Origin of the sequence: Montanilutibacter psychrotolerans (assembly GCF_003719825.1) — a bacterium.
Classification (GTDB): Bacteria; Pseudomonadota; Gammaproteobacteria; order Xanthomonadales; family Xanthomonadaceae; genus Montanilutibacter; species Montanilutibacter psychrotolerans.
In genome coordinates, this window is the sequence record NZ_RIBS01000002.1 from 558,590 (window position 1) to 581,314 (window position 22,725).

Consider the following 22,725-nt stretch of genomic DNA (forward strand, 5'->3'; position numbering starts at 1 on the left):
GCTGCTGCGGGAAGACGGCGAAGCCGGCGTAAGCTCGATCCATTCCCCTGCGAGACACCGTGATGGCCACCAGGACCAAGGACACCCCGCCCGCCGATGCCACCGACGCCACAGCCGCCGGCTACCGGCTCGAACACGACAGCATGGGCACGCTGCGCGTACCGATCGAGGCACTGTGGGGTGCGCAGACCCAGCGCGCGGTGGTGAATTTCCCGATTTCCGGCCAGCCGATGCCGCGAGAATTCATCCGTGCACTGGGCCTGATCAAGGCCGCCGCGGCGCAGGTCAACGGCGGGCTCGGCTTGCTTGGCAAGGGCCAGGCGACGGCCATCGGCAAGGCGGCGCTGGCGGTTGCCGATGGCCAGTACGACGCGCACTTTCCGATCGACGTGTTCCAGACCGGCTCGGGCACGTCCAGCAACATGAACGCCAACGAGGTCATTGCGACGCTGGCGACGCAAGCGGGCAAGGGCCGCGGCGCGGCCGTGCACCCCAATGACCACGTCAACCTCGGGCAGAGTTCCAACGACGTCATTCCCACCGCCATCCGCGTGTCTGCGCAGCTGGCCACCGTCGAGCACCTGCTGCCGGCGATGACGCACCTGCGCCGCACCATCGACCGGCGCGCGAAGTCGCTGGGAAAGATCACCAAGACCGGCCGCACCCACCTCATGGACGCGATGCCGTTGACGTTCGGGCAGGAGTTCGGTGCGTGGTCGGCGCAGCTGCAGTCGGCGCAGGGGCGCATCGAGGACGCCTTGAAGCGGCTGCGGCGCCTGCCGATCGGCGGCACCGCGATCGGCACCGGAATCAACGCCGACCCGCGATTCGGCAAGGCGATGGCGAAGACGCTCTCGTCGCTGTCGGGCACGAAATTCGAGGCCGCCGCCAACACCTTCGAAGGCATCGCCGCACAGGACGACGCGGTGGAACTGTCCGGCCAACTCAGCGCGCTGGCGGTGGCGTTGATGAAGATCGGCAACGACCTGCGCTGGATGAACTCCGGGCCGCTGGCGGGGTTGGGCGAGATCGAGCTGCCGGCCTTGCAGCCGGGCAGCTCGATCATGCCGGGCAAGGTCAACCCGGTGATCCCGGAGGCGCTGTGCATGGTGTGCGCGCAGGTGATCGGCCACCACGCCGCCATCACCGTGGCCGGGCAGAGCGGCAACTTCCAGCTCAACGTGATGCTGCCGCTGATCGCGTTCGACCTGCTCGATTCGATCCGCCTCCTGGGCAATGCCATGCAACTGTTGGCCGACGAGGCGATTGCGGGGCTTCGCGTGCGTGGCGAGCGCGTGCGCGAGGCGCTGGAGCGCAACCCGATCCTGGTCACCGCGCTGAACCCGATCATCGGCTATGAACTGGCCGCAGCGATCGCCAAGCAGGCCTACAAGGAAGGCCGGCCGGTGCTCGACGTCGCGCTCGAACGCAGCGGCCTGGACGAGAAGACCCTGCGTCGCCTGCTCGATCCTGCCGCGCTGACGCGCGGTGGCATTGCCGCCGGTGGCGGAGGTGGGGGCGGCTGAGCGGCAGGGGCCGGCCGCCGGCCGCTCAGGCCGACGCCATGCCCCGACGGCGGCGTGCGTGGTACCAGCGCAGCAGGGCAACGCCGCCGCCCTCCAGGGCCAGCAGGCCCAGCACCACCCAGATGCCCACCTGCACCGGCGGCAGGCCGCTGTGGCGCACTGCATAGCCGATGCTCAGCAGCGCGGCGTTCCAGACCAGGCAGCCGGCGGCGCTGGCCAGCACGAAGTCCATCCAGCGGATGGACAGCACACCGGCCGGTAGCGGCAGGTAGAACCGCACCACCGGGATCGCATGGCCGACCAGCGTCACCACCACGGCATTGCGCTGGTAGGAGCGCTTCATCCGCTCGAACAGTCCGGGGCTGAGCAGCACGTAGCGTCCGTACCGTTGCACGGCCGATTCGGCGCGTTGTTCGCCCAGCGCCCGGCCCAGGGTGAACCAGGCCAGCCCACCGATCACCGAACCCAGGGTGCTCACCGCGATCACCGCGGCAAGCTCGCCGGGGCCGGCAACGGCGGCCATGCCCAGGAACACGAACAGCACGTACGAAGGAATGATCGGGATGAGCTTTTCGATCAGCGACAGCAACCCGATGCCCAGCAGCCCCCACGACAGGATCTCGACAGCGAAAGCAGGCAGGTGCATGGCGGTGCTCATGGTCGCGCTGCCAGCGCCGTGCGCGGGCCGATCCGGTAGACGCTTGCCGGCGGCAGGTTAAGCAAGGTGCCGCCAATGCGATGCGCCTGCAGGTCCAGGCGCGCCAGAACGCGCCGCGGTACCGGGCAGGTGGGCCCGTAGGTGAACTGGTAGAAGTGGCCGCCCGGACGCAGCAACGACATCGCGCCGCGAACGATGGCCACCAGCTTGGCCAACGTGAGGTTCAGCAGCGGCAGGCCGCTGATCACCAGTCCAAAGCTGGCCGGCGCGAGCAGCCGGATGCGCGTCAGGCGCGCGGCGTCGGCGTGCAGTACCCGCGCTTGCGGAAAGGCGTTGGCCAGGCGCACCGCCATGTGCTCCTCGTACTCGACCAGGGTCAGATCGGACTCGGCCAGGCCGCGGCCAAGCAGCGCGCGCGTGAAGCTGCCGGTGCCGGGACCCAGTTCCAGCACGGGCGCCTTGCCGGGGTCGACGTCACGGGTGATCAGGCTGGCAAGTGCGGGGCCGGAGGGTGCGATGGCACCGATCCGACGTGGGCTGGCGGCGGCGGCGCGGAGGAAGCCGAGCCAGCCCGGTGCGGGTGGGGATTGCATGCAGGAAACCGTCCGTGGATCGAGGGCGCATTGCCACATGGGGCCGGCGGGAGGCGTGGACAATCCGCTGCCCACCGGCCTGTGGCGAGGGGAACTCAACGGCAGTCGTTGTCGTCGTGGTCGATCTTGGCGAACGGCTGGAATTCCGGCAGCGCGGCGACCAGCGCGTCCTGCGCCTGCTGGATGTCCTTGGCACGCAGGCACAGCTGCTTGGCCTGGGTTTCCAGCTTGCCGGCTTCGGCGTCGATCTTGTCGCCGATCCCATCCGGGTTGCCGGTGGCCAGGCCTTCGACCACCGAGCCGATCGCCTTCCCTGCCAGGGCCACGCCGGCCGCGCCGACCTTGGCGCCCTCGGCCACCATCGTTTCCAGCTGAGCGCGATAGCGCAGGGTCAGGGCGCGTTGTTCGGCCGTCAGCGCGACCTGCTTGCCATCGATGCTCAGATCGCCGTTGGGGGCGATGCGCGCGCGGCTGCCGTTGTCGGCGCCGACAGTGATGGTCCCGCCATCCAGCGAGAGATTGCCCACCACCAGCCCGCGACCGGGCTTGCCCGTGTCGGACGCGCTGGACGAGGCGGTGTCGGTGCGGTTGCAGCCAACCAGGACCAGGCCCAGGGCCAGGCACAGTGCGAGCAGCGTGGTGGGTGCAGCGTGGTTCTTGAGGCGATTCATCGCACGGGGTCTCATCGCACGGCTTCCTTGGTTGGATGGCGGGACCGCGCCGCACCTTCGGGCGCGGCGTCGGCCAGAGTCCGGATTACTTGCTGCGTGTCGCCGCGCCGGCCGGAGCGGCAAGCGTTGCGGCGGAGGCGTCGACCAGCAGCGGACGCAACGTGCCCCAGGCGTTGTCCAGCACCTTCGGCTGCGCGGCGGCATTGGGATGGACGCCATCGTCCTGCAGCAGCGCCGGGGTGTCGGAAATACCGGCCAGCAGCGAGGGAAGCAGGGTCACGTCCTGGTTGCGGGCCACCTTCTCGTAGACCCCGCGCAGCATCGCGGCCGAGCCGTCCTTGTCGAACATTGGCGGCAGCGCGAAGCCCAGGATGGTGACCTTGGCGCCGCTGGCCTGGGCCAGGTCGACCAGCGCCGACAGATCGCGCTCGATGTGCTCGGCCGGAACGCCCAGGATCGCGTCGTTGCCAGCCAGTTCGATCACCACGACATCGGGGTGGTGCCGAACCAGCAGGGCGGGCAGTTCAGTCAGTCCATCGGCCAGCGTCTTGCCGCCGCGGCTGACGTTGTGGATCGCGGGCGGGGTGGCGGTTTCGGTGGCCAGGCGCTTGCCCAGCAGGGCGACCCAGCCGGCCTCCTCGTCCATCCGGTGTGCTGCACTCAGGCTGTCGCCGAGGATCAGCACACTATCGGGAGCTTGCGCCGGGGCGGCCAGGGCAGGGGCGGCCAGGGCAGGGGGCGCGACGGTGGCCAGGGTCAGTGCCAGCAACAGCGTTTTCATTGGTTTCAAGGTGCGCTCCTTTGCGTGTCAGTTTGCGAGTTCTGTTATCGAGCCGGGACTGCCGGGCAGGGCAATCAGGCCTTGGGCTGCCGCATGCGGCGCCCGGGCGGGCGCCCCGGGCAGGCGCCCCAGGCAGAAGCCGAGGGGGCGCCGTCGGGGCATCAGCCCTCGTCGCGCCAGCGGCGCAGGCGGATCGCGGTGAAGATCATGGCCGCGCCCAGCACCGCGCCGATCCAGAGGTCTGCGCTACCCAGTGCCGAGAGGCCGGCGTCGACGTTGACCAGACGCGACAATTCCGCCGGGCCGTTGATGTCACCGATGTCGCCGACGTTGCCCGGCACCCAGGTGCCCGGGACCACGCTCAGCAGGCCGCGGTAGACCACCGTGTACCAGATCTTGCCGTGCGGGATTTCCACGCCCGGGAAGATGTCGAGCATGCTGACGATGGTGCAGGCCAGGATCGGAACCAGTGCGGCCCACAGGAACGGAACGCGCTTGGACCAGGCCGAGCACATCATCAGCCAGCCGACGGCGGGCAGCGACCAGAGCATCTGCAGCGGCAGCGACACGATGGCCTCGCCGATGATGCGCAGCGGATGGGAGTGGGTCAGCAGTGCCATGCCGCCGGGCACGCCATTGACGTTGATCGTGAAGAACCCGATCACCCAGAACACCATGCCGAGGGCGATGCCGATCGCGATCGAGATCGCCGGCGCCAGCAGCAGGGCCCAGGCGGCCTTGGACAGCACCACCTGCGTGTCCGAGATCGGCATCGATTTCCAGAACAGGATGCTGCGGTCGCGGCGGTCGTCGTACAGCGAGCCCAGCGCGTAGAAGAACACCACGAACGCGAGCACCAGGCCGGTGAGCCCGATACCAACCAGCAGCATGCCGTCGCCGAGCATGCCGATGCCGCGCGAGAACTCGGCGATGTCGCCATCGAAGTCGAACTCGTTGCGGGCCTTGCTGCCCAACAGGCTGCCGGCGATCACCACCAGCACCGCCAGCAGCGCGGCAATGCCGCCGGTGATCACCGGCGCCCAGAGGAATCCGCCCTTGTGCTCCCAGAACTCCCGGCGCAACAGCAGGCGGAAGGTGTGGGTGGGGTGCACGGCGGCGACCGCACGTCGCGCCACGGGGACGCCGCTGTCGGAATTGAGATCGATCGCGTTCATGCGTAGGTCCCCTTCATGGTGGCGACGAACAGGTCGGCCAGGCCCGGCGTGCGCGATTCGCCCAGCGCCTCGAGCTGCTGCGGCGTGCTGCCGTCGAAAAGCATCACGGTCTTGCCGAACGGCAGGGAGCGTTCGTCCAGCGGCTTGAGTGCGCGCGCGTTGTCGAGCTGGTCGGCGCTGACGAGCACTTCGGTGAAGCGTTCGCCCAGCGATTCCATGTCCGAGGTCAGCACGATCTTGCCGTCGCGGATGAACATCACGTCGGTGAGGATGTGCTCGATCTCCTCGACCTGGTGGGTGGTGATGACGATCGTCTTGTCCTCGTCGAAGTAATCCTCCAGCAGGCGCTGGTAGAACTGCTTGCGGTAGAGGATGTCCAGGCCGAGGGTCGGCTCGTCCAGCACCAGCAGCTTGGCGTCGATGGCCATCACCAGCGCCAGGTGCAACTGCACGATCATGCCCTTGGACATTTCCCGCACGCGCATCTTCGGCGTCAGCTGGGTGCCGGCCATGAAGCGGTTGCAGCGGTCGCGATCGAAGCGCGGGTGCACGCCGGCCACGAACTCGATGGCGTCGGCGACGCGCATCCAGCGCGGCAGCACGGCAACGTCGGCGATGAAGCACACATCGCGCATCAGTTCGTCGCGCTGGGTACGCGGATCCAGGCCGAGCACGTTGAACTGGCCCTCGAACGGGATCAGTCCGAGCATCGCCTTGAGGGCGGTGGTCTTGCCGGCGCCGTTGGGTCCGATCAGGCCGACGATGCGGCCGGTCGGGATGTCCAGCGAGGTGTCGTTGAGCGCCAGCTTGTTCTTGTAGGCCTTGCGCAGGCCACGTGCGCTGGCGACCAGGTTGCTGGTGGTCGGGGTGGGGGCGTTCATTGCGCACCTTCCGTGGCCGTGCCACTGGACAGCAGCTCCGCAGGGGTCAGCCCCAGGCGCAGGATGCGTTCCAGCACCAGCGGCCATTCTTCGCGCAGAAACCGCTCGCGCTCGCTCGACAGCAGTTTTTGCGATGCCCCTTCCGTGACGTACATGCCTAGTCCCCTGCGTTTTTCCACGAGTGCCTCGTCCGCCAGTTCCTGATAGGCGCGCGAGACGGTGATTGGGTTGAGCTGGTACTCGGCCGCGACCTGGCGGACCGAGGGCAGCGCGTCGCCGGGCTTGAGGAGCCCGTCGAGCATCATCGCGACGACGCGCTCCTTCAGCTGGCGGTAGATGGGAGCGCCGTCGCTCCATTGAATGGCGGTCATGTTCATCCCCGCGGTGCAAAAGAGAAGTAGGGCATCACCAGCGTGTGCCGGCTGCGGCGGCTGGCGCGGCGGAGGTTACGCTGGGACTCGTTGTCTGCCCGGGCGGCCAGAGCGGTGGTACGACCGTCCAGGCCCGTCGACCCCACCGAGCCGATGGCCCGGTCCGACCCGGCGAGCGGGCTGGAGAGGGCAATCAGGCCGGTCAGGAGCAGGGCGCTGCCGGACAGGAGCAGGGCGGGCGGGTTGAGGAGCTTGCGGTTCATGGCGAACGTCCTGCTCGTTGGTCTGTAGGTGTTGTAGTCAACTATAACACCAAGATTCTCCCCGTCAACACCCCGCCTACCCAACTGAAGGCATACTCCCGACCCGCCAATCTCGGGATGCCCGCAATGCGCCGCCGCACCTTCCTGATCGCCGTTTCCGCCTGCCTGGCCCTGGTCGCGGGGGCTGCCGTGGCTACCGACGGCCTGCTCGACCACGCTTTCCGGCCCCTGGCCGGGCGCACCCCGGTCAATCTGGGCACTGCCTACGCCGGCGAGGTGCTGCTGGTGGTCAACACCGCCAGCAAGTGCGGCTTCACGCCGCAGTTCGAGGGCCTGGAGGCAATGCACGCACGCTATCGGCCGCGCGGCTTCGCGGTGCTGGGCTTTCCGTCCGGCGACTTCCGCGAGCAGGAGTTCGAGGACGAATCGCAGATCCAGCAGTTCTGCACGCTGACCTACGGCGTGAAGTTCCCGATGTTCGAGAAGGTGCACGTGGTCGGCGAACAGGCGACGCCGCTGTACCGGGAACTCGCGCGCGCTTCCGGCCAGCCGCCGAAGTGGAACTTCCACAAGTATCTGGTGGGCCGCGATGGCCGCCTGATTGCGACCTTCGGCAGCGCCACGCGTCCCGACGATCCGGCGCTCGTGGCCGCGGTCGAGGCCGCACTGGCCGCGCCGCGCCCTTGAGCCGGCGATACGCTCGCGCCCTGGCATTGAATGCGGTGACGGCGATCATTGCCGCGACCAGCCCGGATCGCGACAATGCCCGCTTCGCGTCGCGCTGCGGCGTCCGACAGGAGTAGGTTCCGGATGAAGGCCATCGTGCGCGGCGCTGCCGCGTTGCTTACCACCGCCATTGCGCTGACCAGCGCGGCCGCTATTGCCCAGGACAAGACCGTGCTGACCACCGAACGTGAAAAGAACAGCTACATGGTGGGCGCCGATGTCGCCCGCTCGATCGGCCCGATCGCCGCGGACATGGACATCGCCGCGTTCCGTCGTTCCATCGAGAACGTATTCGCCACCGGCAAGTCGCTGCTGCCCGAAGCCGAGACCCCGACCGTAGGCCAGGCATTGATGGCGCGCATCGCTGCGCGCAATGGCCAGGCACCGGAAGGCGCCGCGGTGCCGGAAGTGTCCAAGGAGAAGGTGGGCTATCTGGTGGGCGGCGACGTGGGTCGTTCGCTTGCCCCGATCAAGGCCGAACTCGACGTGGCGGTGCTGGTGCAGGCTGTGCGTACGTCGCTCGCCAAGGAGCCCCTGCTGCTGAGCGAGGCCGAACTGGTCGCAATCGGCAAGGCCTTCGGCGAGAAGATGCAGGCCGCCGATCAGCAGCGCCAGAGCCAGGCCCAGCAGGCCGCGGCCGCCGTCGGCGCGCGCAATCGCGAAGAGGGCCCGGCGTTCCTGGAAACCAACAAGTCGCAGAAGGGTGTGTTCAGCACGCCGTCCGGCCTGCAGTACATGGTGCTTCGCCAGGGTTCGGGCGCGCGTCCGACGATCAACGATCGCGTCCGCGTGCACTACAAGGGCACGCTGCTCAATGGCACCGAGTTCGACAGCTCCTACGGCCGCGGCCAGCCGACCGAGTTTGGCCTGGGCCAGGTCATCGCAGGCTGGACCGAAGGTCTGGGCCTGATGCCGGTCGGCGGCAAGTACCGCTTCTGGATTCCCAGCGAGCTGGCCTACGGCCCGCGTGGCACGCCGGGTGGTCCGATCGGTCCCGACGCGACCCTCGTGTTCGATGTCGAGCTGCTCGAAATCGTGCAATAACGGCAACGTTCAGCTGCGCCGCGACACATTCCGCTTCCGGTACGTTTCGTGCTTCCCCGACTTTCCCTTGCCGCGTCGATCCCCTGCCTGCGCGTCAGCCACTCAACGGAGTTCCACTCGATGAAGTCTTTCCCCCGACTCGCCATGACCGCGCTGGCCGTGGCCTCGCTGGCCCTGGTTGCCACCTCCTGCAAGCCCGGCGACAAGGACAAGGACGCCGCCAAGGCGCCCGAAGCCGCCGAAGCCGGCAAGCCCGGTGACGCCCTGAAGATCCCCGGCCTGGCCACCGAGAAGCAGCAGGCCAGCTACATGATCGGCCTCGATATCGCCAAGACCCTCGAAACGGTCAAGGACGACATCGACCTGGCGACGATCAACAAGGCGATGAAGACGGCGCTCGAGGGCGGCAAGCCGCTGATGGACGAAGCCCAGACCGCGCAGGTCCGTGAAGCGTTTGCGGCGAAGATCCAGGCCAAGCGCATTGCCGAGATGATGGCCGCGGCCAAGAAGAACCTCACCGAAGGCGAGACCTTCCTGGCTGCCAACGGCAAGAAGCCGGACGTCAAGACCACTGCTTCGGGCCTGCAGTACCAGGTCATCACCGAAGGCAAGGGCGCCAAGCCGGCCGCCACCGACAACGTGCGCGTGCACTACAAGGGCACCCTGCTCAACGGCACCGAGTTCGACAGCTCCTACACCCGTGGTGAGCCGGCCGAGTTCATGCTGCAGCAGGTGGTGCCGGGCTGGCAGGAAGGCATCGCGCTGATGCCGGTCGGCAGCAAGTACAAGTTCTGGATCCCCAGCAAGCTCGGTTACGGCGAGCAGGGCACCCCGGGTGGCCCGATCGGCCCGAACGCCACGCTCGTGTTCGAAGTCGAACTGCTCGACATCGCCAAGGGTGGCGCGGGCCAGGCACAGGGTCCCGGCGCGCCGCAGGCCGGCGGCGACCACGCCGCGCACTGATCCACCAACATTGATCGACCCGGGCGCGGTTTCCCGCGCCCCACCGACGGCAGCGCCGCAACGGCGCTGTCGTCGTCGCCGTAGACACTGCGGCGGTCCAAGCCCCCCGACACGGAATCCGCACCATGCGCGTCACCATCTTCGGCACCGGCTATGTCGGTCTCGTCACCGGAACCTGCCTTGCCGACGTCGGCCATGACGTGATCTGCGTCGATATCGACGCGGCCAAGGTCGACGGCCTCAACAACGGCATCGTGCCGATCTACGAACCCGGCCTGGAGCCGATGGTCAAGGCCAACCACGCCGCCGGCCGCCTGCGCTTCACCACCGATGCCGCCAGCGCCGTGGGCCATGGCGACGTGGTGTTCATTGCCGTTGGCACGCCGCCCGACGAAGACGGCAGCGCCGACCTGCAGTACGTGTTGGCCGTGGCGCGCACGATCGGCCAGCACCTCGAGCGCCCGGTGGTGGTGGTCGACAAGTCGACCGTCCCGGTCGGCACCGCCGACAAGGTCACCGCCGCGATCGCGGCCGAGTTGACCAAGCGCGGCGTCGAGATCGCATTCGATGTCGCCTCCAACCCCGAATTCCTCAAGGAAGGCGACGCGGTCAACGACTGCATGCGCCCCGATCGCATCGTGATCGGTGCCAGCAGCCAGGTCGCGATCGACCGGCTCAAGCGCCTGTACGCGCCGTTCAACCGCAGCCACGAACGCATCGTGGTGATGGACGTGCGTTCGGCCGAACTGACCAAGTACGCCGCCAACGCGATGCTGGCGACCAAGATCAGCTTCATGAACGAGATGGCCAACATCGCAGAGCGCGTGGGTGCCGATATCGAGATGGTCCGCCAGGGCATCGGTTCGGACCCGCGCATCGGTTGGCACTTCATCTACCCGGGCGCCGGCTACGGTGGCTCGTGCTTCCCCAAGGACGTGCAGGCGCTCGCGCGCACCGCGCATCACAACGGGTATGACGCGCGCCTGCTTGGCGCGGTCGAGGCGGTGAACGAAAGCCAGAAGGGCCATCTGTTCGACCTGATGCTGCAGCACTACGGTGGCAGCGTCGCCGGCAAGACCGTCGCCGTCTGGGGCCTGGCGTTCAAGCCCAACACCGACGACATGCGCGAGGCTTCCAGCCGCCGCCTGCTGGCCCAGTTGTGGGAAGCCGGCGCCACCGTGCGTGCCTACGACCCGGAAGCCAGCCACGAAGCGCAGCGCGTGTTCGGCGAGCGCGAGGACCTGGTGCTGTGCGATTCGGCGCACGCCGCGCTGGCCGATGCCGATGCGCTGGTGGTGCTGACGGAGTGGAAGCAGTTCCGCAGCCCGGACTTCGCGCGCATCCGTCAGGCAGTGGCAGACAGCGTGATCTTCGACGGTCGCAATCTCTACCACCCCGATGAGGTCGAGGCCGCCGGCATCGCCTACTACGGCATCGGCCGCGGTCGTTCGGTGCGACAGGCCTGAGCCGTGCCCGATCCGATCGAACAGCGGCTGGTCGAACTCGAGACGCGCCTGGCGTTCCAGGAGCATGCGCTGGGCGAGCTCAGCGATGCGCTGGCCGCGGCGCGTGACGAGGAAGCCCGTACCGCGCTGCTGCTGCATCGCGCACTGGACGAGTTGCGCCAGTTGCGCAGTGCCATGTCTGCGAACCCGCTGTCGGCCGATCCGGCCAGCGAACCACCCCCGCCGCACTACTGACCCGCGTCACGAATCGCCACCATGAGCCACAACCTCCGCGATCAACTTCTCGGCCTGGGTTTCAAGCCGGCCCCACAACCTGAGCGCAGCGCGCCCAGCCGTTCGGGCGGCGGAAACGCCGGCGAACGCAAGCCCGGTGCACGCGCTGCAGCGCAGCCGGGCGGTGAGCGCCGGCCCGGCGGAAACCGTCACGAGCCCGGTCGCCGTCCCGGCGGCGACAGGCCCGGTGCGGGCAAGCCCGGTGCCGGCAAGCCTGCGTCGGGTCGCCACGCGTCGCCGGGCAAGCCCGGTACGCCGCGTTCCGGGCAGGGGGCGCCGCGCTCGCGCGAGGACATCGACCTTGCCAAGGCCTACGCCATCCGTGCCCAACGCGAGAAGGACGAGCGCATCAAGGCCGAGCAGGCCAAGCAGGAAGAGGCGCGCCTGCGTCGCGAGGCGCGTGCCAAGGTCACCGAGTTGGTGAAGGGCCAGGGACTCAACGTCGCCGACGCCGAGATCGCCCGGCATTTCCCGTACGGCGGCAAGATCAAGCGCGTGTACGTCACCGCCGAACAGCTCAAGGCGCTCAACGCCGGCGAGCTTGGCGTGCTGCAGATGGACGGCCGCTACGTGCTGGTGACGGCGGAGCTGCTGGCACAGGTCGAGGCGGTGTTCGCGCCCGCCGTTGCGCTGAAGGTCGATCCCAACGCACCGGCATCCGAAGACCCCTACGCCGATCCGCAGTACCAGGTGCCCGACGACCTGGTGTGGTGACGTGATCCCGGTCGCGCACCGCGCCAGGGCCCAGGGCCCTGGCACGGCGCGACCGGTGCTGGTGTTGCTGCCGGGGCTCGAAGCCACCGGCCTGTTGCTGGACGAATTCGTCACCGCGCTGACGGCGCGGTTCGACGTGCACCTGCTTACCTATCCGCGCGATCGCGCGCTCGGCTACGCCGAGCTGACCGATTACGTGCGCGATCGCCTGCCTCGACGCCCGTACGTGCTGGTAGCCGAATCGTTCTCCGGTCCGATCGCGCTGCGCCTGGCGGCGCAGGGTGGGCCGGACCTTCGTGGCGTGGTGCTTGCGGCGTCGTTCGCGACGCTGCCGTTGCCGGTCAAGCCGCTGCTGTCGACGCTCGCGTCGTGGGTGTCGCCGCGCCGCGTGCCCATTGGCGTGGTGTCTGCGGTGCTGTGGGGGCGCTGGGCGAATTCCGAGCGGGAGGCGTTGCTGGCGCGGAGCCTGGCATTGGTTGAGCCGACAGTGCTTTCGGCGCGGGTGCGTGCCGCGCTTTCCGTCAGCGTGGACCTGGCGGCGCTTCCCGCCCGGCTGCCACTGATCTACCTGCAGGCCGCGTGCGACCGGTTGATTACCGGCAGTGCCGCCAGACGGATACAGCGCGAGCGGCCTTCGACGAAGCTGCGCCGGTTCGATGCGCCGCACTTCCTGCTGCAGGTTCGACCCGCGGAATGCGCGGCGGAAATCGAAGCGTTCGTCGACGGGCTGCAACTTTCCAGAGACGAGTAGGGACGCCCCAGTACGTAGGATGGGTTGAGCGCAGCGATACCCATCACGCGCCGCGTCTACAGCGACGCATGCGACGGTTCAACGCCGCGAATCGCGTCGAGACCCGACTGCCACTGAAGCGGCGGCATCTGGATCCTCTCGGCCCCGGCCGATGGGTATCGCTTTGCTCAACCCATCCTACGATTCTGTCGATGCTGGTGTCCTGCGTGTCGGTGCGCCGTGTGCCCATTGGCGTGGTGCCTGCGGTGCTGTGGGGGAGCTGGCGCAATCCCGAGCGAGATACGTAGGATGGGTTGAGCGCAGCGATACCCATCACGCGGCACCTCGACAGCGACGCATGCGACGGTTCAATGCCGCGTCGCATTGCGCCCCCCTGACCACCACCGGAAGCGGCGGCATCTGGATCCTCTCGGCCCCGGTCGATGGGTATCGCGTTGCTCAACCCATCCTACGATTCTGTCGATGCTGGTGTCCTGCGTGTCGGTGCGCCGTGTGCCCATTGGCGTGGTGCCTGCGGTGCTGTGGGGGAGCTGGCGCAATCCCGAGCGCGAGATACGTAGGATGGGTTGAGCGCAGCGATACCCATCACGCGGCGCGTCTACAGCGACGCATGCGACGGTTCAACGCCGCGTCGCATTGCGCCCCCCTGACCACCACCGGAAGCGGCGGCATCTGGATCCTCTCGGCCCCGGTCGATGGGTATCGCTTTGCTCAACCCATCCTACGTTCCTGCAGGTGCGACCCGCGGAATGCGCGGCGGAGATCGAAACGTTCGTCGACGGGCTGCAACTTTCCGCAGACGAGAAGGGACGGGCCGCGCACGCCGCGACCGGCGTCGCTCAACCCGTCGCGTGCCTGCGCGGTGCATCCTCGTGCAATCGACCGCGCACGACGTCGAGGCGGCCGATCATGCCGTGCACAGCCTGCGCGGTTTCTTCCGGACGCTCCATCGGGAACAGGTGGCTGCCCTCGACCCACGACAGGTGCGGCCCGACCAGCCCGCGTGTCGCGTCCAATCCGGCGTGACGCAGCTCGCGCGATCGCGTGCCGGCCAGAAACCCCACCGGAACCTGCAGGCCACGGGCGAGCACCGCGTTGCTGGCCATCGGCAGCGTGCGGTAGATGCGGTGTTCGACCTCGCGCTGGAACACGAGCTCGCGCGCGCCATCGCCGTCGTCGCGGGTGCCGTGTTCGACGTAGTCGTGCAGCACGCGCGGGTCCCAGCGCGCGAACGCGGGCTTGGCGGCGAAGTGCGCGTGTACCGCTGCGCGGTCCGGCCAGTGCCTGCGACGTTGCAAGGTGGCGCGGATCGGCATGACCAGGCTGTCCAGTCCGGTACAACGCCCCAACCGAACCAGCTGGGCGCGCCAGCCGGCGATCAGCGGCGAGTCGATCATCACCACGCCGGCCACGCGGCGTGCCAGGCGGCTGGCGGCCATCATGCTGAGATAGCCGCCCAGCGAATGACCGACCAGCCACAGTCGGCGACCGGCGAGGTCCAGGCCGTCGATGCGGGCGCACAGCTCATCCACGAGGTGCGGCCAGTCGCGGGTGACCGGGTAGCGCGGGTCGTGGCCGATGCGCTCCGGCCGCACGACCCGGAAGTGCCCGGCCAGCGCTTCCAGCATCACCCGGTAGACCGGCGCCGGAAAGCCATTGGCATGCGAGAACAGCAGCAGGTCCTGCATCGGGTCGGCGTCCGGAGAAGATTCCGTACTGTAGCGTATGCAACGGGCCGTGGGCGGCGTTCGGGCGTTCCGGGCAGGAGCGCGGAACAACTCGGGACGCAGAGCCGGGCCCGTTCACCCGCCCATCGATGCGACGGCCAGGGCCGTCGTCACACCAGTCGCGTCAGAACAGTTCGTCGATCGGGGTGGCCAGCAGGGCGCTGGCCCCGTGCGCGAAGCGGCGCAGGCTCGACACGCCCAGGTCGCGCAGGATGCGATGGGTCTGGTGGGGCACGGGCGATTCGTCGATGTCGTGCGGCGCGACATTCTTCCCGTGCACGCCAGGCAGGAATTCGATCCCCGCGGCTGCATAGCAGTGCTGCACCATCGCCGAACAGTACAGCGCGCCTTCCTTGGCCAACAGGTTGCTGCGTCGTCGCAACCGGGTGCTGTGCATTGCCATCAGCGTGCCCGCCAGCTCGCCCAGCGAGTAGCTCGACAGACCCGACAGCAGGTCCAGGCCGGCAACCTGGACGCGGCGAACCTGATCGGCATCGAGGCCGAAGTCGAGGATGGCCAGGTTCGGGAACGCGTCGGCATCGAAGTAGCGCTGGGCGCGGTTTTCCTGCACGCCCAGGCGGATCTGGCGGTAGCGCAGGTCCAGGTCGGATTCGATGACCCACCAGTGCCCGTCGGCGCGACGTTCGCTGAAAATGAAGGCGTGCGACCACAGGCTGCGGTGCCCATCGGCGGTCAGAGGCGCCTGCGCCTTGCGGATCAGCTTGTTGATGAAGTCCCGGCCGCCGCACAGGCCGATCCGGCCGGGCGCGGCGTGTTTTTCGATGAAGGCGGCGTTGCTGGTGGCGGTCGCGTCGTCCATGCGGGTCGTTCGAGGTCTGGGCTACGAGGATCGACATCCTAGCCTGTGGCACGGCCGGTCCCGAGGCGCGCGCGAACGGGCGGCCCGCGGCGCGACGCCGACCCGTGCCGGCGCCGCGCTTCAGTCCGGGTCGTAATCCAGGTTCGAGGCCAGCCAGCGTTCGGCCTGGGCCAGGCTGACGCCCTTGCGGCGGGCGTAATCCTCGGCCTGTTCCTTCGACACGCGCCCGACGACGAAATACTGGCAGCCCGGGTGGCTGAAGAAATACCCCGAGACCGCCGCCGCCGGGGTCATCGCGTAGCTTTCGGTCAGTTGCATGCCGGTGTGGCGCGGCGCGTCGAGCATGCGGAAGAGGGTCGCCTTCTCGCTGTGCTCGGGGCAGGCGGGGTAGCCCGGGGCCGGGCGGATGCCGCGGTACTGCTCGTCGATCAATGCCTCGGCATCGAGCGTCTCGTCCGGCGCGTAGCCCCAGAACTCCGTGCGCGCACGCTGGTGGATGCGTTCGGCCAGGGTCTCGGCGAAACGGTCGGCCAGCGCCTTGAGCAGGATCGCGTTGTAGTCGTCGAACTCGGCCTCGAAGCGCTTGACGTGCTCGTCGATGCCGATGCCCGCGGTGACCGCGAACCCTCCGATCCAGTCCTGTCGTCCGCTGTCGCGCGGCGCGATGAAATCGGCCAGGCAGAAGTCCGGGCGCTCGACCGGCTTGTCGACCTGCTGGCGCAGGAAATGCAGCGTGGTCGATGTGCCGTCGACATCCACGATCACGTCATCCCCGACGCTGTTGGCCGGCCACAACCCGAACACCGCCTTGGCCGTCAGCCACTTCTCGTCGACGATGCGCTTGAGCATCGCCTGCGCGTCGCGGAACAGCTCGGTGGCCTGTGTGCCGACGATCTCGTCGGTGAGGATCGCCGGGTAGCGGCCGGCCAGTTCCCAGGCCTGGAAGAATGGCGTCCAGTCGATCAGGCCGACCAGTTCTTCCAGCGGGTAATCGTCGAACACGTGCAGGCCCGGCTGCCTGGGCGTGGGCGGAACGTAGTCGGCCCAACCGCCGTCGAAGCGTTGCAGGCGGGCCTTCTCCAGCGGCACCAGGCGCTTGCCGTCGCCGCGGTTGCGATGGCGCTCCCGGATCTCGGCGTAGTCGGCGTCATTGGCCGCGACGAACGCCGTGCGAAGGTCGGCACTGATCAGCGACTGCGCCACGCCGACCGCGCGCGATGCGTCCTTCACCCAGACCGTCGGCGATTTGTAATGCGGATCGATCTTGAGCGCGGTGTGCGCGCGCGACGTGGTCGCCCCGCCGATCAGCAGGGGCAGGGTGAACCCCTGGCGCTGCATCTCGCGCGCCACGTGGCTCATCTCTTCCAGCGACGGGGTGATGAGCCCGGACAGGCCGATCAGGTCGGCGTTCTCGGCCTTGGCGCGGTCGAGGATGACCTGCGCCGGCACCATCACGCCCAGGTCGATGACCTCGAAGTTGTTGCACGCCAGCACCACGCCGACGATGTTCTTGCCGATGTCGTGCACGTCGCCTTTGACGGTGGCCATCACGATCTTGCCGTTGGACTTGCCGACGTCGCCGGTGCGCAGTTTCTCGGCCTCGATGTACGGCAGCAGGTGGGCGACCGCCTTCTTCATGACGCGTGCCGACTTCACCACCTGCGGCAGGAACATCTTGCCGGCGCCGAACAGGTCGCCGACCACGTTCATGCCGTCCATCAGCGGGCCTTCGATGACGTCGAGCGGGCGCGTCGACAGCGTGCGGGCCTCCTCGGTGTCCAACTCGATCCACTGGTCGATGCCGTGCACCAGGGAGTGGCTGAGACGTGCCCGCACGGGCTTCTCGCGCCAGACCAGGTCCTCGGTCCGCTTCTCGCCCTTCTTGCCCTTGAACTTGTCGGCGATCTCCAGCAGTCGCTCGGTGCCGTCGCTGCGACGGTTCAGCACCACGTCCTCGACGCGCTCGCGTAGTTCGGGATCCAGGTCGTCGTACAGCGGCAGCGCACCGGCGTTGACGATGCCCATGTCCATGCCCGCACGAATCGCGTGGTACAGGAACACCACGTGGATCGCCTGGCGCACCGGCTCGTTGCCGCGGAAGGAGAACGAGACGTTGGAGACGCCGCCCGACACGTGGGTGTGCGGGAAACGGCGCTTGAGCTCGCGGGTCGCCTCGATGAAGTCGACCGCGTAGTTGTTGTGCTCTTCGATGCCCGTGGCGATGGCGAACACGTTGGGGTCGAAGATGATGTCCTCGGGCGGGAACCCGATCCGCTGCGTCAGCAATGCATACGCGCGCGAGCAGATCTCGACCTTGCGGTCGATGCTGTCGGCCTGGCCGACCTCGTCGAAGGCCATCACCACCACGGCCGCACCGTAGCGGCGCACCAGGCGCGCCTGGCGCAGGAACTCCGCTTCGCCTTCCTTCATCGAGATTGAGTTGACGATGCCCTTGCCCTGCAGGCATTTCAGGCCGGCTTCGATGACGCTCCACTTCGAGCTGTCCACCATCACCGGCACGCGCGCGATGTCGGGTTCGGCCGCGATCAGGTTGATGTAGTCCACCATCGCCTTCTCGGAGTCGAGCATGCCCTCGTCCATGTTGACGTCGATGACCTGCGCGCCGTTCTCGACCTGCTGCCGCGCAACCACCACGGCCTCGTCGTAGCGGTTGTCCAGGATCAGCTTCTTGAACTGCGCGCTACCGGTGACGTTGGTGCGTTCGCCAACGTTGATGAAGTTGCTTTCCGGCGTGATCAGCAGCGGCTCGAGGCCGGACAGCGCAGTGCGGTTTGCTTTGCTCATGGGGTGGTGGTGTCTGGCGTGCGCGGGCGCTTGCGCCGGCTTTCGTGGGGCAGGAAGGAAGAATCGCCGTTCATCGAAGCGCTCATGCCGATTGCACGTGCGTTGCGTGCGACGCCAGCGGCTGGCGCGGCGTGACACCGCGCACGGCCTCGACAATCGCGGCGATGTGCGCAGGCGTGGTGCCGCAGCAGCCGCCGACCAGGTTCAACATTCCGGATTGGGCGAACTCGCGCAGCACGTCGGCCATGTCTTCGGGTGTCTCGTCGTAGCCACCGAAGGCATTGGGCAGTCCGGCATTGGGATGGGTGCTGACGTAGGCGTCGGCGATGCGCGACAGCACATCGACATGCGGTCGCAGGTCCTTTGCCCCGAGCGCGCAGTTGAGGCCGATCGCGAGCGGCTGCGAATGGCGCAGCGAGTACCAGAACGCCTCGGCCGTCTGCCCCGACAGGGTGCGACCGGAAGCGTCGGTGATCGTGCCGGAGATCATCACCGGCAGGCGTGTGCCGCGCGCGTCGAAGGCTTCCTCGATGGCGAACAGCGCGGCCTTGGCGTTGAGGGTGTCGAACACCGTCTCGACCATGATCACGTCGGCGCCACCGTCGATCAGTCCGTCGGTGGCCTCGCGGTAGGCGACGCGCAACTCGTCGAAGCTGATCGCGCGGAAGCCAGGGCGATTCACGTCCGGGCTCAACGACGCCGTGCGGCTGGTGGGGCCGAGTACGCCGATCACGAACCGCGGTCGGGACGGATCGGCCGCTTCGGCTTCGTCGCAGGCCACGCGGGCGAGACGTGCGCCGGTCTCGTTGAGCTCGCGGGCGAGGTGCTCCAGGCCGTAGTCGGCGAGCGAAATCGTGGTCGAGTTGAAGGTGTTGGTCTCGACCAGGTCGGCGCCGGCGGCCAGGTATTGCGCGTGGATGGAGCCGATGATGTCCGGGCGCGTGAGGCTCAGCAGGTCGTTGTTGCCGCGCTGGTCCCGCGCGCAGCCGCAGCCGTCGCCGTGGGCGTGCGCGTTTTCTGCAACGGTGTACAGGCTGTCGTAGCCGTGCGCGAAGCGCTCGCCGCGGTAGTCGTCCTCGGCCAGCTCGTACTGCTGGATCATCGTGCCCATGGCGCCGTCGATCACCAGGATGCGCTCACGCAGCAGGCGTTGCAGCGTCTGCGCGCGCTCGGGGTTCAGCCAGGGAAGGGCAGGGCTGCTCATGCGCGCTTGTCCTGCTTGCGGGCCGCGGCGGGCTTGCGCGCGATCAGGGCAATCACCTCGAAGTGCGGCGGGCGGCGTTCGCGGGTGACCGTCTCGCAGCTGGTGATCTCCAGGCCGGCCTTGCTGGTGAACTTCTGCAGGTCCTTCTCGGCGAAGCCCAGGTTGACGTGGCCATAGGCCTCCACGGCGGCGCGGTGCTCGTGGCGGGCCAGGCTGGTCAGCAGCAGCCGGCCGCCCGGACGCAGCACGCGCGCGGCCTCGGCGACCGCCTGGGCGGGCTGGTCGGCGTAGGTCAACGCGTGCATCAGCACCACCAGGTCGAAATGCGCGTCGGCGAACGGCAGCGCGTGCATGTCGCCCTCGCGGACTTCGACGTTGCGCAGCCGGCGCAACCGCTCGGACGCGGCGAGCACGACCTTGGTGCTGGAGTCCAGGCACACGTAGCGGTTGGAATGCGGGGCCAGCAGTTCGGCCAGAACCCCGTCACCGGAGGCGATGTCCAGCACGTCGCCGGGCTCAAGCAGCGGCAGCGCCGAGCGCGCCAATGCTTCCCAGGTGCGTCCCGGGGAGTAATGGCGCTCCATGTCGCCAGCCACCGAATCCGCCCAGTTCTGGTCGGCCGCGCGCATTGCCAGCACGCCCGACACCCGTTCGCGGTCCTGGCGCAGCAGCGGGTCGTCGCTGCCTTCGCGCAGGGTTTGCCAGAGCGCGCGCTGGGCGCTGTCGAGCGCCGGTTCGTCGAAGCGGTAGTAGGCCGACACGCCGGCGCGTCGATCGCGCACCAGCCCGGCTTCCTTGAGCTTGGCCAGGTGCGTGGACACCCGCGGTTGCGCCAGCCGGGTGATGGCCGACAGCTCGGCGACCGTCAGCTCTTCGTTCTCGAGCAGCGCCAACAGCCGCACGCGCGTGGCGTCGGCGAAAACCTTGAGCCGGGACGACCAGCCTTCCAGATCCATGCAGCCTTCCTTTATCAATGCATCGCGATACAGAGATAAGTTTGGTCGGGCGGGGCCTGTGCGGTCAAGTCCGGACGTCGTCGGACGCGACGGGGTCGTCAGAACCGGCGGCTCGCTTCGCCGGCCGGGTCGCAGAAGCAGAACGCCCGCGGCTGTGGGCCGCGGGCGCAGGTGCATCCTTGCCGTTCGGGGCCGTACCCGGCCCCGGTCGGACAGCGTTGGCCGGGCCAGCCGAGGCCAGCCGAGGCCAGCCGGGCCGGGGTGTGCTCAGCCCGCCAGTTCGACCAGCAGCTTGTTGAGCCGTCGCACGTAGGCGGCCGGATCATCGAGGCTGTCGCCGGCGGCCAGGGAGGCCTGGTCGAACAGGATGTGCGAGAGTTCGTTGAAACGGCTCTCGTCGGGCTCGGCACCGAGCCGGGCGACCAACGGGTGCTCGGGGTTGAACTCGAAGACCGGCTTGGACTCGGGCAACGTCTGCCCGCTGGCTTCGAGGATCTGTCGCAGCTGCGGGGCGATGTCCTGTTCGCCCACGGCCAGGATCGCCGGCGACTCGGTCAGTCGATGCGACACCCGCACGTCCGCGACCTTCTCGCCCAGCGCCAGCTTCAGGCGCGCGCCCAGGCCTTCGCTGGCCTGCGCGGCCTGCTCGCGGGTCTGGCGATCGAGCTCGGAGTCGAGCGCGCCCAGGTCCAGGTCGCCGCGGGTCACGTCGACCAGCGACTTGCCGTCGAACGTGTCGAGGTAGCCGACCAGCCACGGGTCGACCCGGTCGGTAAGCAGCAGCACTTCGATGCCCTTCTTGCGGAACACCTCCAGGTGGGGGCTGTTGCGCACCTGCGCGTGGCTCTCGCCCACCAGGTAGTAGATCTTGTCCTGGCCGGGTTGCATGCGGGCGATGTAGTCGGCCAGCGACACCACCTGCTCGCCGCTGTCGCCCTGGGTGGAGGCGAAGCGCAGCAGGCCGGCGATCTTCTCGCGGTTGGCGAAGTCTTCCGCCGGGCCTTCCTTCAGCACCTGGCCGAAGTGCTTCCAGAACGTGCGGTACTGCTCGGCGTCGCCGGCAGCCAGCTTTTCGAGCATGTCCAGGGCACGCTTGGTCAGCGCGGTCTTCATGGAGCCGATCACTGGGTCTTTCTGCAGGATCTCGCGCGACACGTTCAGCGACAGGTCGGCCGAATCCACCACGCCGCGGACGAAGCGCAGGTACAGCGGCAGGAACTCGTCGGCCTGGTCGAGGATGAACACGCGCTGCACGTACAGCTTCAGGCCGTGCGGCACGTCGCGCTGGTACAGGTCGAACGCGGCGCGACCTGGGACGTACAGCAGCGAGGTGTACTCGAGCTTGCCCTCGACCTTGTTGTGGCTCCATGCGAGCGGGTTTTCGAAGTCGTGCGCGACGTGCTGGTAGAACGCCTGGTACTCCTCGTCCTTGATCTCGGCACGCGGGCGCGTCCACAGCGCGCTTGCGCGATTGACGGTTTCCCAAGCGGGCGCGGCGGTGCTGGCGTCGTCGCCTTCGTCATTGCCCTGTGATTGCACGGGCAGCTCGATCGGCACGCCGATGTGGTCGGCGTACTTCTTGACGATGCCGCGCAGGCGCCAGCCGTCGGCGAAGGACTTTTCCGCGTCCTTGAGGTGCAGCACGATGCGTGTGCCGCGCTGGCCCAGATCGACGGTGGCGACATCGAACTCGCCTTCGCCGCGCGATGCCCAATGCACGCCCTCGCTGGCCGGCAGGCCGGCGCGACGGGTGAATACCTCGACGCGGTCGGCAACGATGAACGCCGAGTAGAAGCCGACGCCGAACTGGCCGATCAGCTGAGCGTCCTTTTTCTGGTCACCCGAAAGGTTGTGCAGGAAGTCGGCCGTGCCCGAGCGCGCGATGGTGCCCAGGTGCGAGACCGCTTCGGCCCGGCTCATGCCAATGCCATTGTCTTCGACGGTGATGGTGCCGGCCTGCGCATCGAAGTCGATGCGGATCCGCGGCTCGGCGTCGCCCTCCAGCAGTTCCGGACGCGCCAGGGCCTCGAAACGGAGCTTGTCGGTGGCGTCGGCGGCGTTGGAGACCAGTTCGCGAAGGAAGATCTCCTTATTGGAATACAGCGAATGGATCATCAGGTGCAGCAGCTGCTTCACCTCGGTCTGGAAACCCAGGGTTTCCTTTTGAACTTCCACACTCATGCGTATCCAGGCTCCCAGTCGATTGCGCGGCACGGTCGGCCGATGCGGAAAGGGTCGGGGCACTCGCGCGGATTTCAAGCGTTGCCAAGGTTGGCGCGACGGTTTGCTGGGATGGCCGGCGTGGCCAGGTCCGCCCACAGGCGCGACCGGTGGCGTGCGCGGGGAAGGGTTGGCGT

The 22,725-nt window shown here is 68.2% G+C and carries 22 protein-coding genes; 8 read left to right on the plus strand and 14 right to left on the minus strand.

Annotated features, from left to right (window positions below; translation table 11 throughout):
- Positions 1-62 precede the first annotated feature (62 nt).
- Positions 63-1,526 (plus strand): class II fumarate hydratase, encoded by a 1,464-nt coding sequence (locus EER27_RS05975; RefSeq protein WP_123087096.1) that lies wholly within the window; start codon positions 63-65, stop codon positions 1,524-1,526.
- Between the two features lie 25 nt (positions 1,527-1,551).
- On the opposite strand, the gene EER27_RS05980 is transcribed toward EER27_RS05975, so the two are convergent.
- From EER27_RS05980 to EER27_RS06015, 8 genes are all read right to left on the minus strand, one after another.
- Positions 1,552-2,172: a DedA family protein gene (locus tag EER27_RS05980; RefSeq protein ID WP_190285669.1), complete on the minus strand. Its 621-nt coding sequence runs from the start codon at positions 2,170-2,172 to the stop codon at positions 1,552-1,554.
- 8 nt (positions 2,173-2,180) lie between these two features.
- Complete coding sequence (locus EER27_RS05985) at positions 2,181-2,777, minus strand: class I SAM-dependent methyltransferase (RefSeq protein WP_123087098.1); 597 nt, start codon at positions 2,775-2,777, stop codon at positions 2,181-2,183.
- Positions 2,778-2,872: 95 nt separating this feature from the next.
- Positions 2,873-3,463 (minus strand): DUF2884 family protein, encoded by a 591-nt coding sequence (locus EER27_RS05990; RefSeq protein WP_190285670.1) that lies wholly within the window; start codon positions 3,461-3,463, stop codon positions 2,873-2,875.
- A gap of 70 nt (positions 3,464-3,533) precedes the next feature.
- Positions 3,534-4,229 carry a GDSL-type esterase/lipase family protein gene (locus EER27_RS05995; protein ID WP_123087100.1) on the minus strand — a complete coding sequence of 232 codons (696 nt, stop codon included), beginning with the start codon at positions 4,227-4,229 and terminating at the stop codon, positions 3,534-3,536.
- A gap of 161 nt (positions 4,230-4,390) precedes the next feature.
- Positions 4,391-5,404, minus strand: a complete 1,014-nt coding sequence (locus EER27_RS06000; protein ID WP_223807191.1) for an ABC transporter permease — start codon at positions 5,402-5,404, stop codon at positions 4,391-4,393.
- Complete coding sequence (locus tag EER27_RS06005) at positions 5,401-6,285, minus strand: ABC transporter ATP-binding protein (protein ID WP_123087101.1); 885 nt, start codon at positions 6,283-6,285, stop codon at positions 5,401-5,403. The genes EER27_RS06000 and EER27_RS06005 overlap by 4 nt, the downstream gene beginning before the upstream one ends.
- The gene (locus EER27_RS06010; RefSeq protein ID WP_123087286.1) at positions 6,282-6,656 is read right to left on the minus strand and encodes a GntR family transcriptional regulator; all 375 of its coding nucleotides are present in this window, start codon (positions 6,654-6,656) and stop codon (positions 6,282-6,284) included. Before EER27_RS06010 ends, EER27_RS06005 begins: the two co-directional genes overlap by 4 nt.
- A gap of 2 nt (positions 6,657-6,658) precedes the next feature.
- Positions 6,659-6,919 carry a hypothetical protein gene (locus tag EER27_RS06015; protein WP_123087102.1) on the minus strand — a complete coding sequence of 87 codons (261 nt, stop codon included), beginning with the start codon at positions 6,917-6,919 and terminating at the stop codon, positions 6,659-6,661.
- Positions 6,920-7,066: 147 nt separating this feature from the next.
- Between EER27_RS06015 and EER27_RS06020 the strand changes: the two genes are divergently transcribed.
- The 7 genes from EER27_RS06020 (at position 7,067) to EER27_RS06050 (ending at position 12,856) form a co-directional block, all read left to right on the plus strand.
- The gene (locus EER27_RS06020; RefSeq protein ID WP_425480819.1) at positions 7,067-7,606 is read left to right on the plus strand and encodes a glutathione peroxidase; all 540 of its coding nucleotides are present in this window, start codon (positions 7,067-7,069) and stop codon (positions 7,604-7,606) included.
- A gap of 123 nt (positions 7,607-7,729) precedes the next feature.
- Positions 7,730-8,689, plus strand: a complete 960-nt coding sequence (locus EER27_RS06025) for an FKBP-type peptidyl-prolyl cis-trans isomerase (RefSeq protein ID WP_123087104.1) — start codon at positions 7,730-7,732, stop codon at positions 8,687-8,689.
- A 120-nt stretch (positions 8,690-8,809) separates the two neighbouring features.
- Positions 8,810-9,652: a BamJ family beta-barrel-assembly machinery protein gene (gene bamJ / locus EER27_RS06030; RefSeq protein WP_223807192.1), complete on the plus strand. Its 843-nt coding sequence runs from the start codon at positions 8,810-8,812 to the stop codon at positions 9,650-9,652.
- 125 nt (positions 9,653-9,777) lie between these two features.
- Positions 9,778-11,118, plus strand: a complete 1,341-nt coding sequence (locus tag EER27_RS06035; RefSeq protein WP_123087106.1) for a UDP-glucose dehydrogenase family protein — start codon at positions 9,778-9,780, stop codon at positions 11,116-11,118.
- A gap of 3 nt (positions 11,119-11,121) precedes the next feature.
- A complete protein-coding gene (locus tag EER27_RS06040; protein WP_123087107.1) occupies positions 11,122-11,352 on the plus strand; it encodes a SlyX family protein in 231 nt (76 codons plus the stop codon).
- Positions 11,353-11,373: 21 nt separating this feature from the next.
- Entirely contained in the window at positions 11,374-12,105 is a 732-nt protein-coding gene (locus EER27_RS06045; RefSeq protein WP_123087108.1) for a DUF2058 domain-containing protein, read from the plus strand.
- A 1-nt stretch (position 12,106) separates the two neighbouring features.
- Positions 12,107-12,856, plus strand: coding sequence for an alpha/beta fold hydrolase (locus tag EER27_RS06050; RefSeq protein WP_190285671.1), 750 nt, complete (start codon positions 12,107-12,109; stop codon positions 12,854-12,856).
- 839 nt (positions 12,857-13,695) lie between these two features.
- On the opposite strand, the gene EER27_RS06055 is transcribed toward EER27_RS06050, so the two are convergent.
- From EER27_RS06055 to htpG, 6 genes are all read right to left on the minus strand, one after another.
- A complete protein-coding gene (locus EER27_RS06055; protein ID WP_123087110.1) occupies positions 13,696-14,544 on the minus strand; it encodes an alpha/beta fold hydrolase in 849 nt (282 codons plus the stop codon).
- 163 nt (positions 14,545-14,707) lie between these two features.
- Positions 14,708-15,403 carry a hypothetical protein gene (locus tag EER27_RS06060; protein ID WP_123087111.1) on the minus strand — a complete coding sequence of 232 codons (696 nt, stop codon included), beginning with the start codon at positions 15,401-15,403 and terminating at the stop codon, positions 14,708-14,710.
- A 120-nt stretch (positions 15,404-15,523) separates the two neighbouring features.
- On the minus strand, positions 15,524-18,208 hold the full coding sequence (metH, locus tag EER27_RS06065; RefSeq protein WP_123087112.1) for a methionine synthase: 2,685 nt from the start codon (positions 18,206-18,208) through the stop codon (positions 15,524-15,526).
- Between the two features lie 82 nt (positions 18,209-18,290).
- A complete protein-coding gene (locus EER27_RS06070; protein WP_123087113.1) occupies positions 18,291-19,412 on the minus strand; it encodes a homocysteine S-methyltransferase family protein in 1,122 nt (373 codons plus the stop codon).
- Complete coding sequence (locus tag EER27_RS06075; protein ID WP_123087114.1) at positions 19,409-20,368, minus strand: ArsR/SmtB family transcription factor; 960 nt, start codon at positions 20,366-20,368, stop codon at positions 19,409-19,411. Before EER27_RS06075 ends, EER27_RS06070 begins: the two co-directional genes overlap by 4 nt.
- A gap of 267 nt (positions 20,369-20,635) precedes the next feature.
- Positions 20,636-22,549, minus strand: coding sequence for a molecular chaperone HtpG (htpG, locus tag EER27_RS06080; protein WP_123087115.1), 1,914 nt, complete (start codon positions 22,547-22,549; stop codon positions 20,636-20,638).
- Between the last annotated feature and the right edge of the window lie 176 nt (positions 22,550-22,725).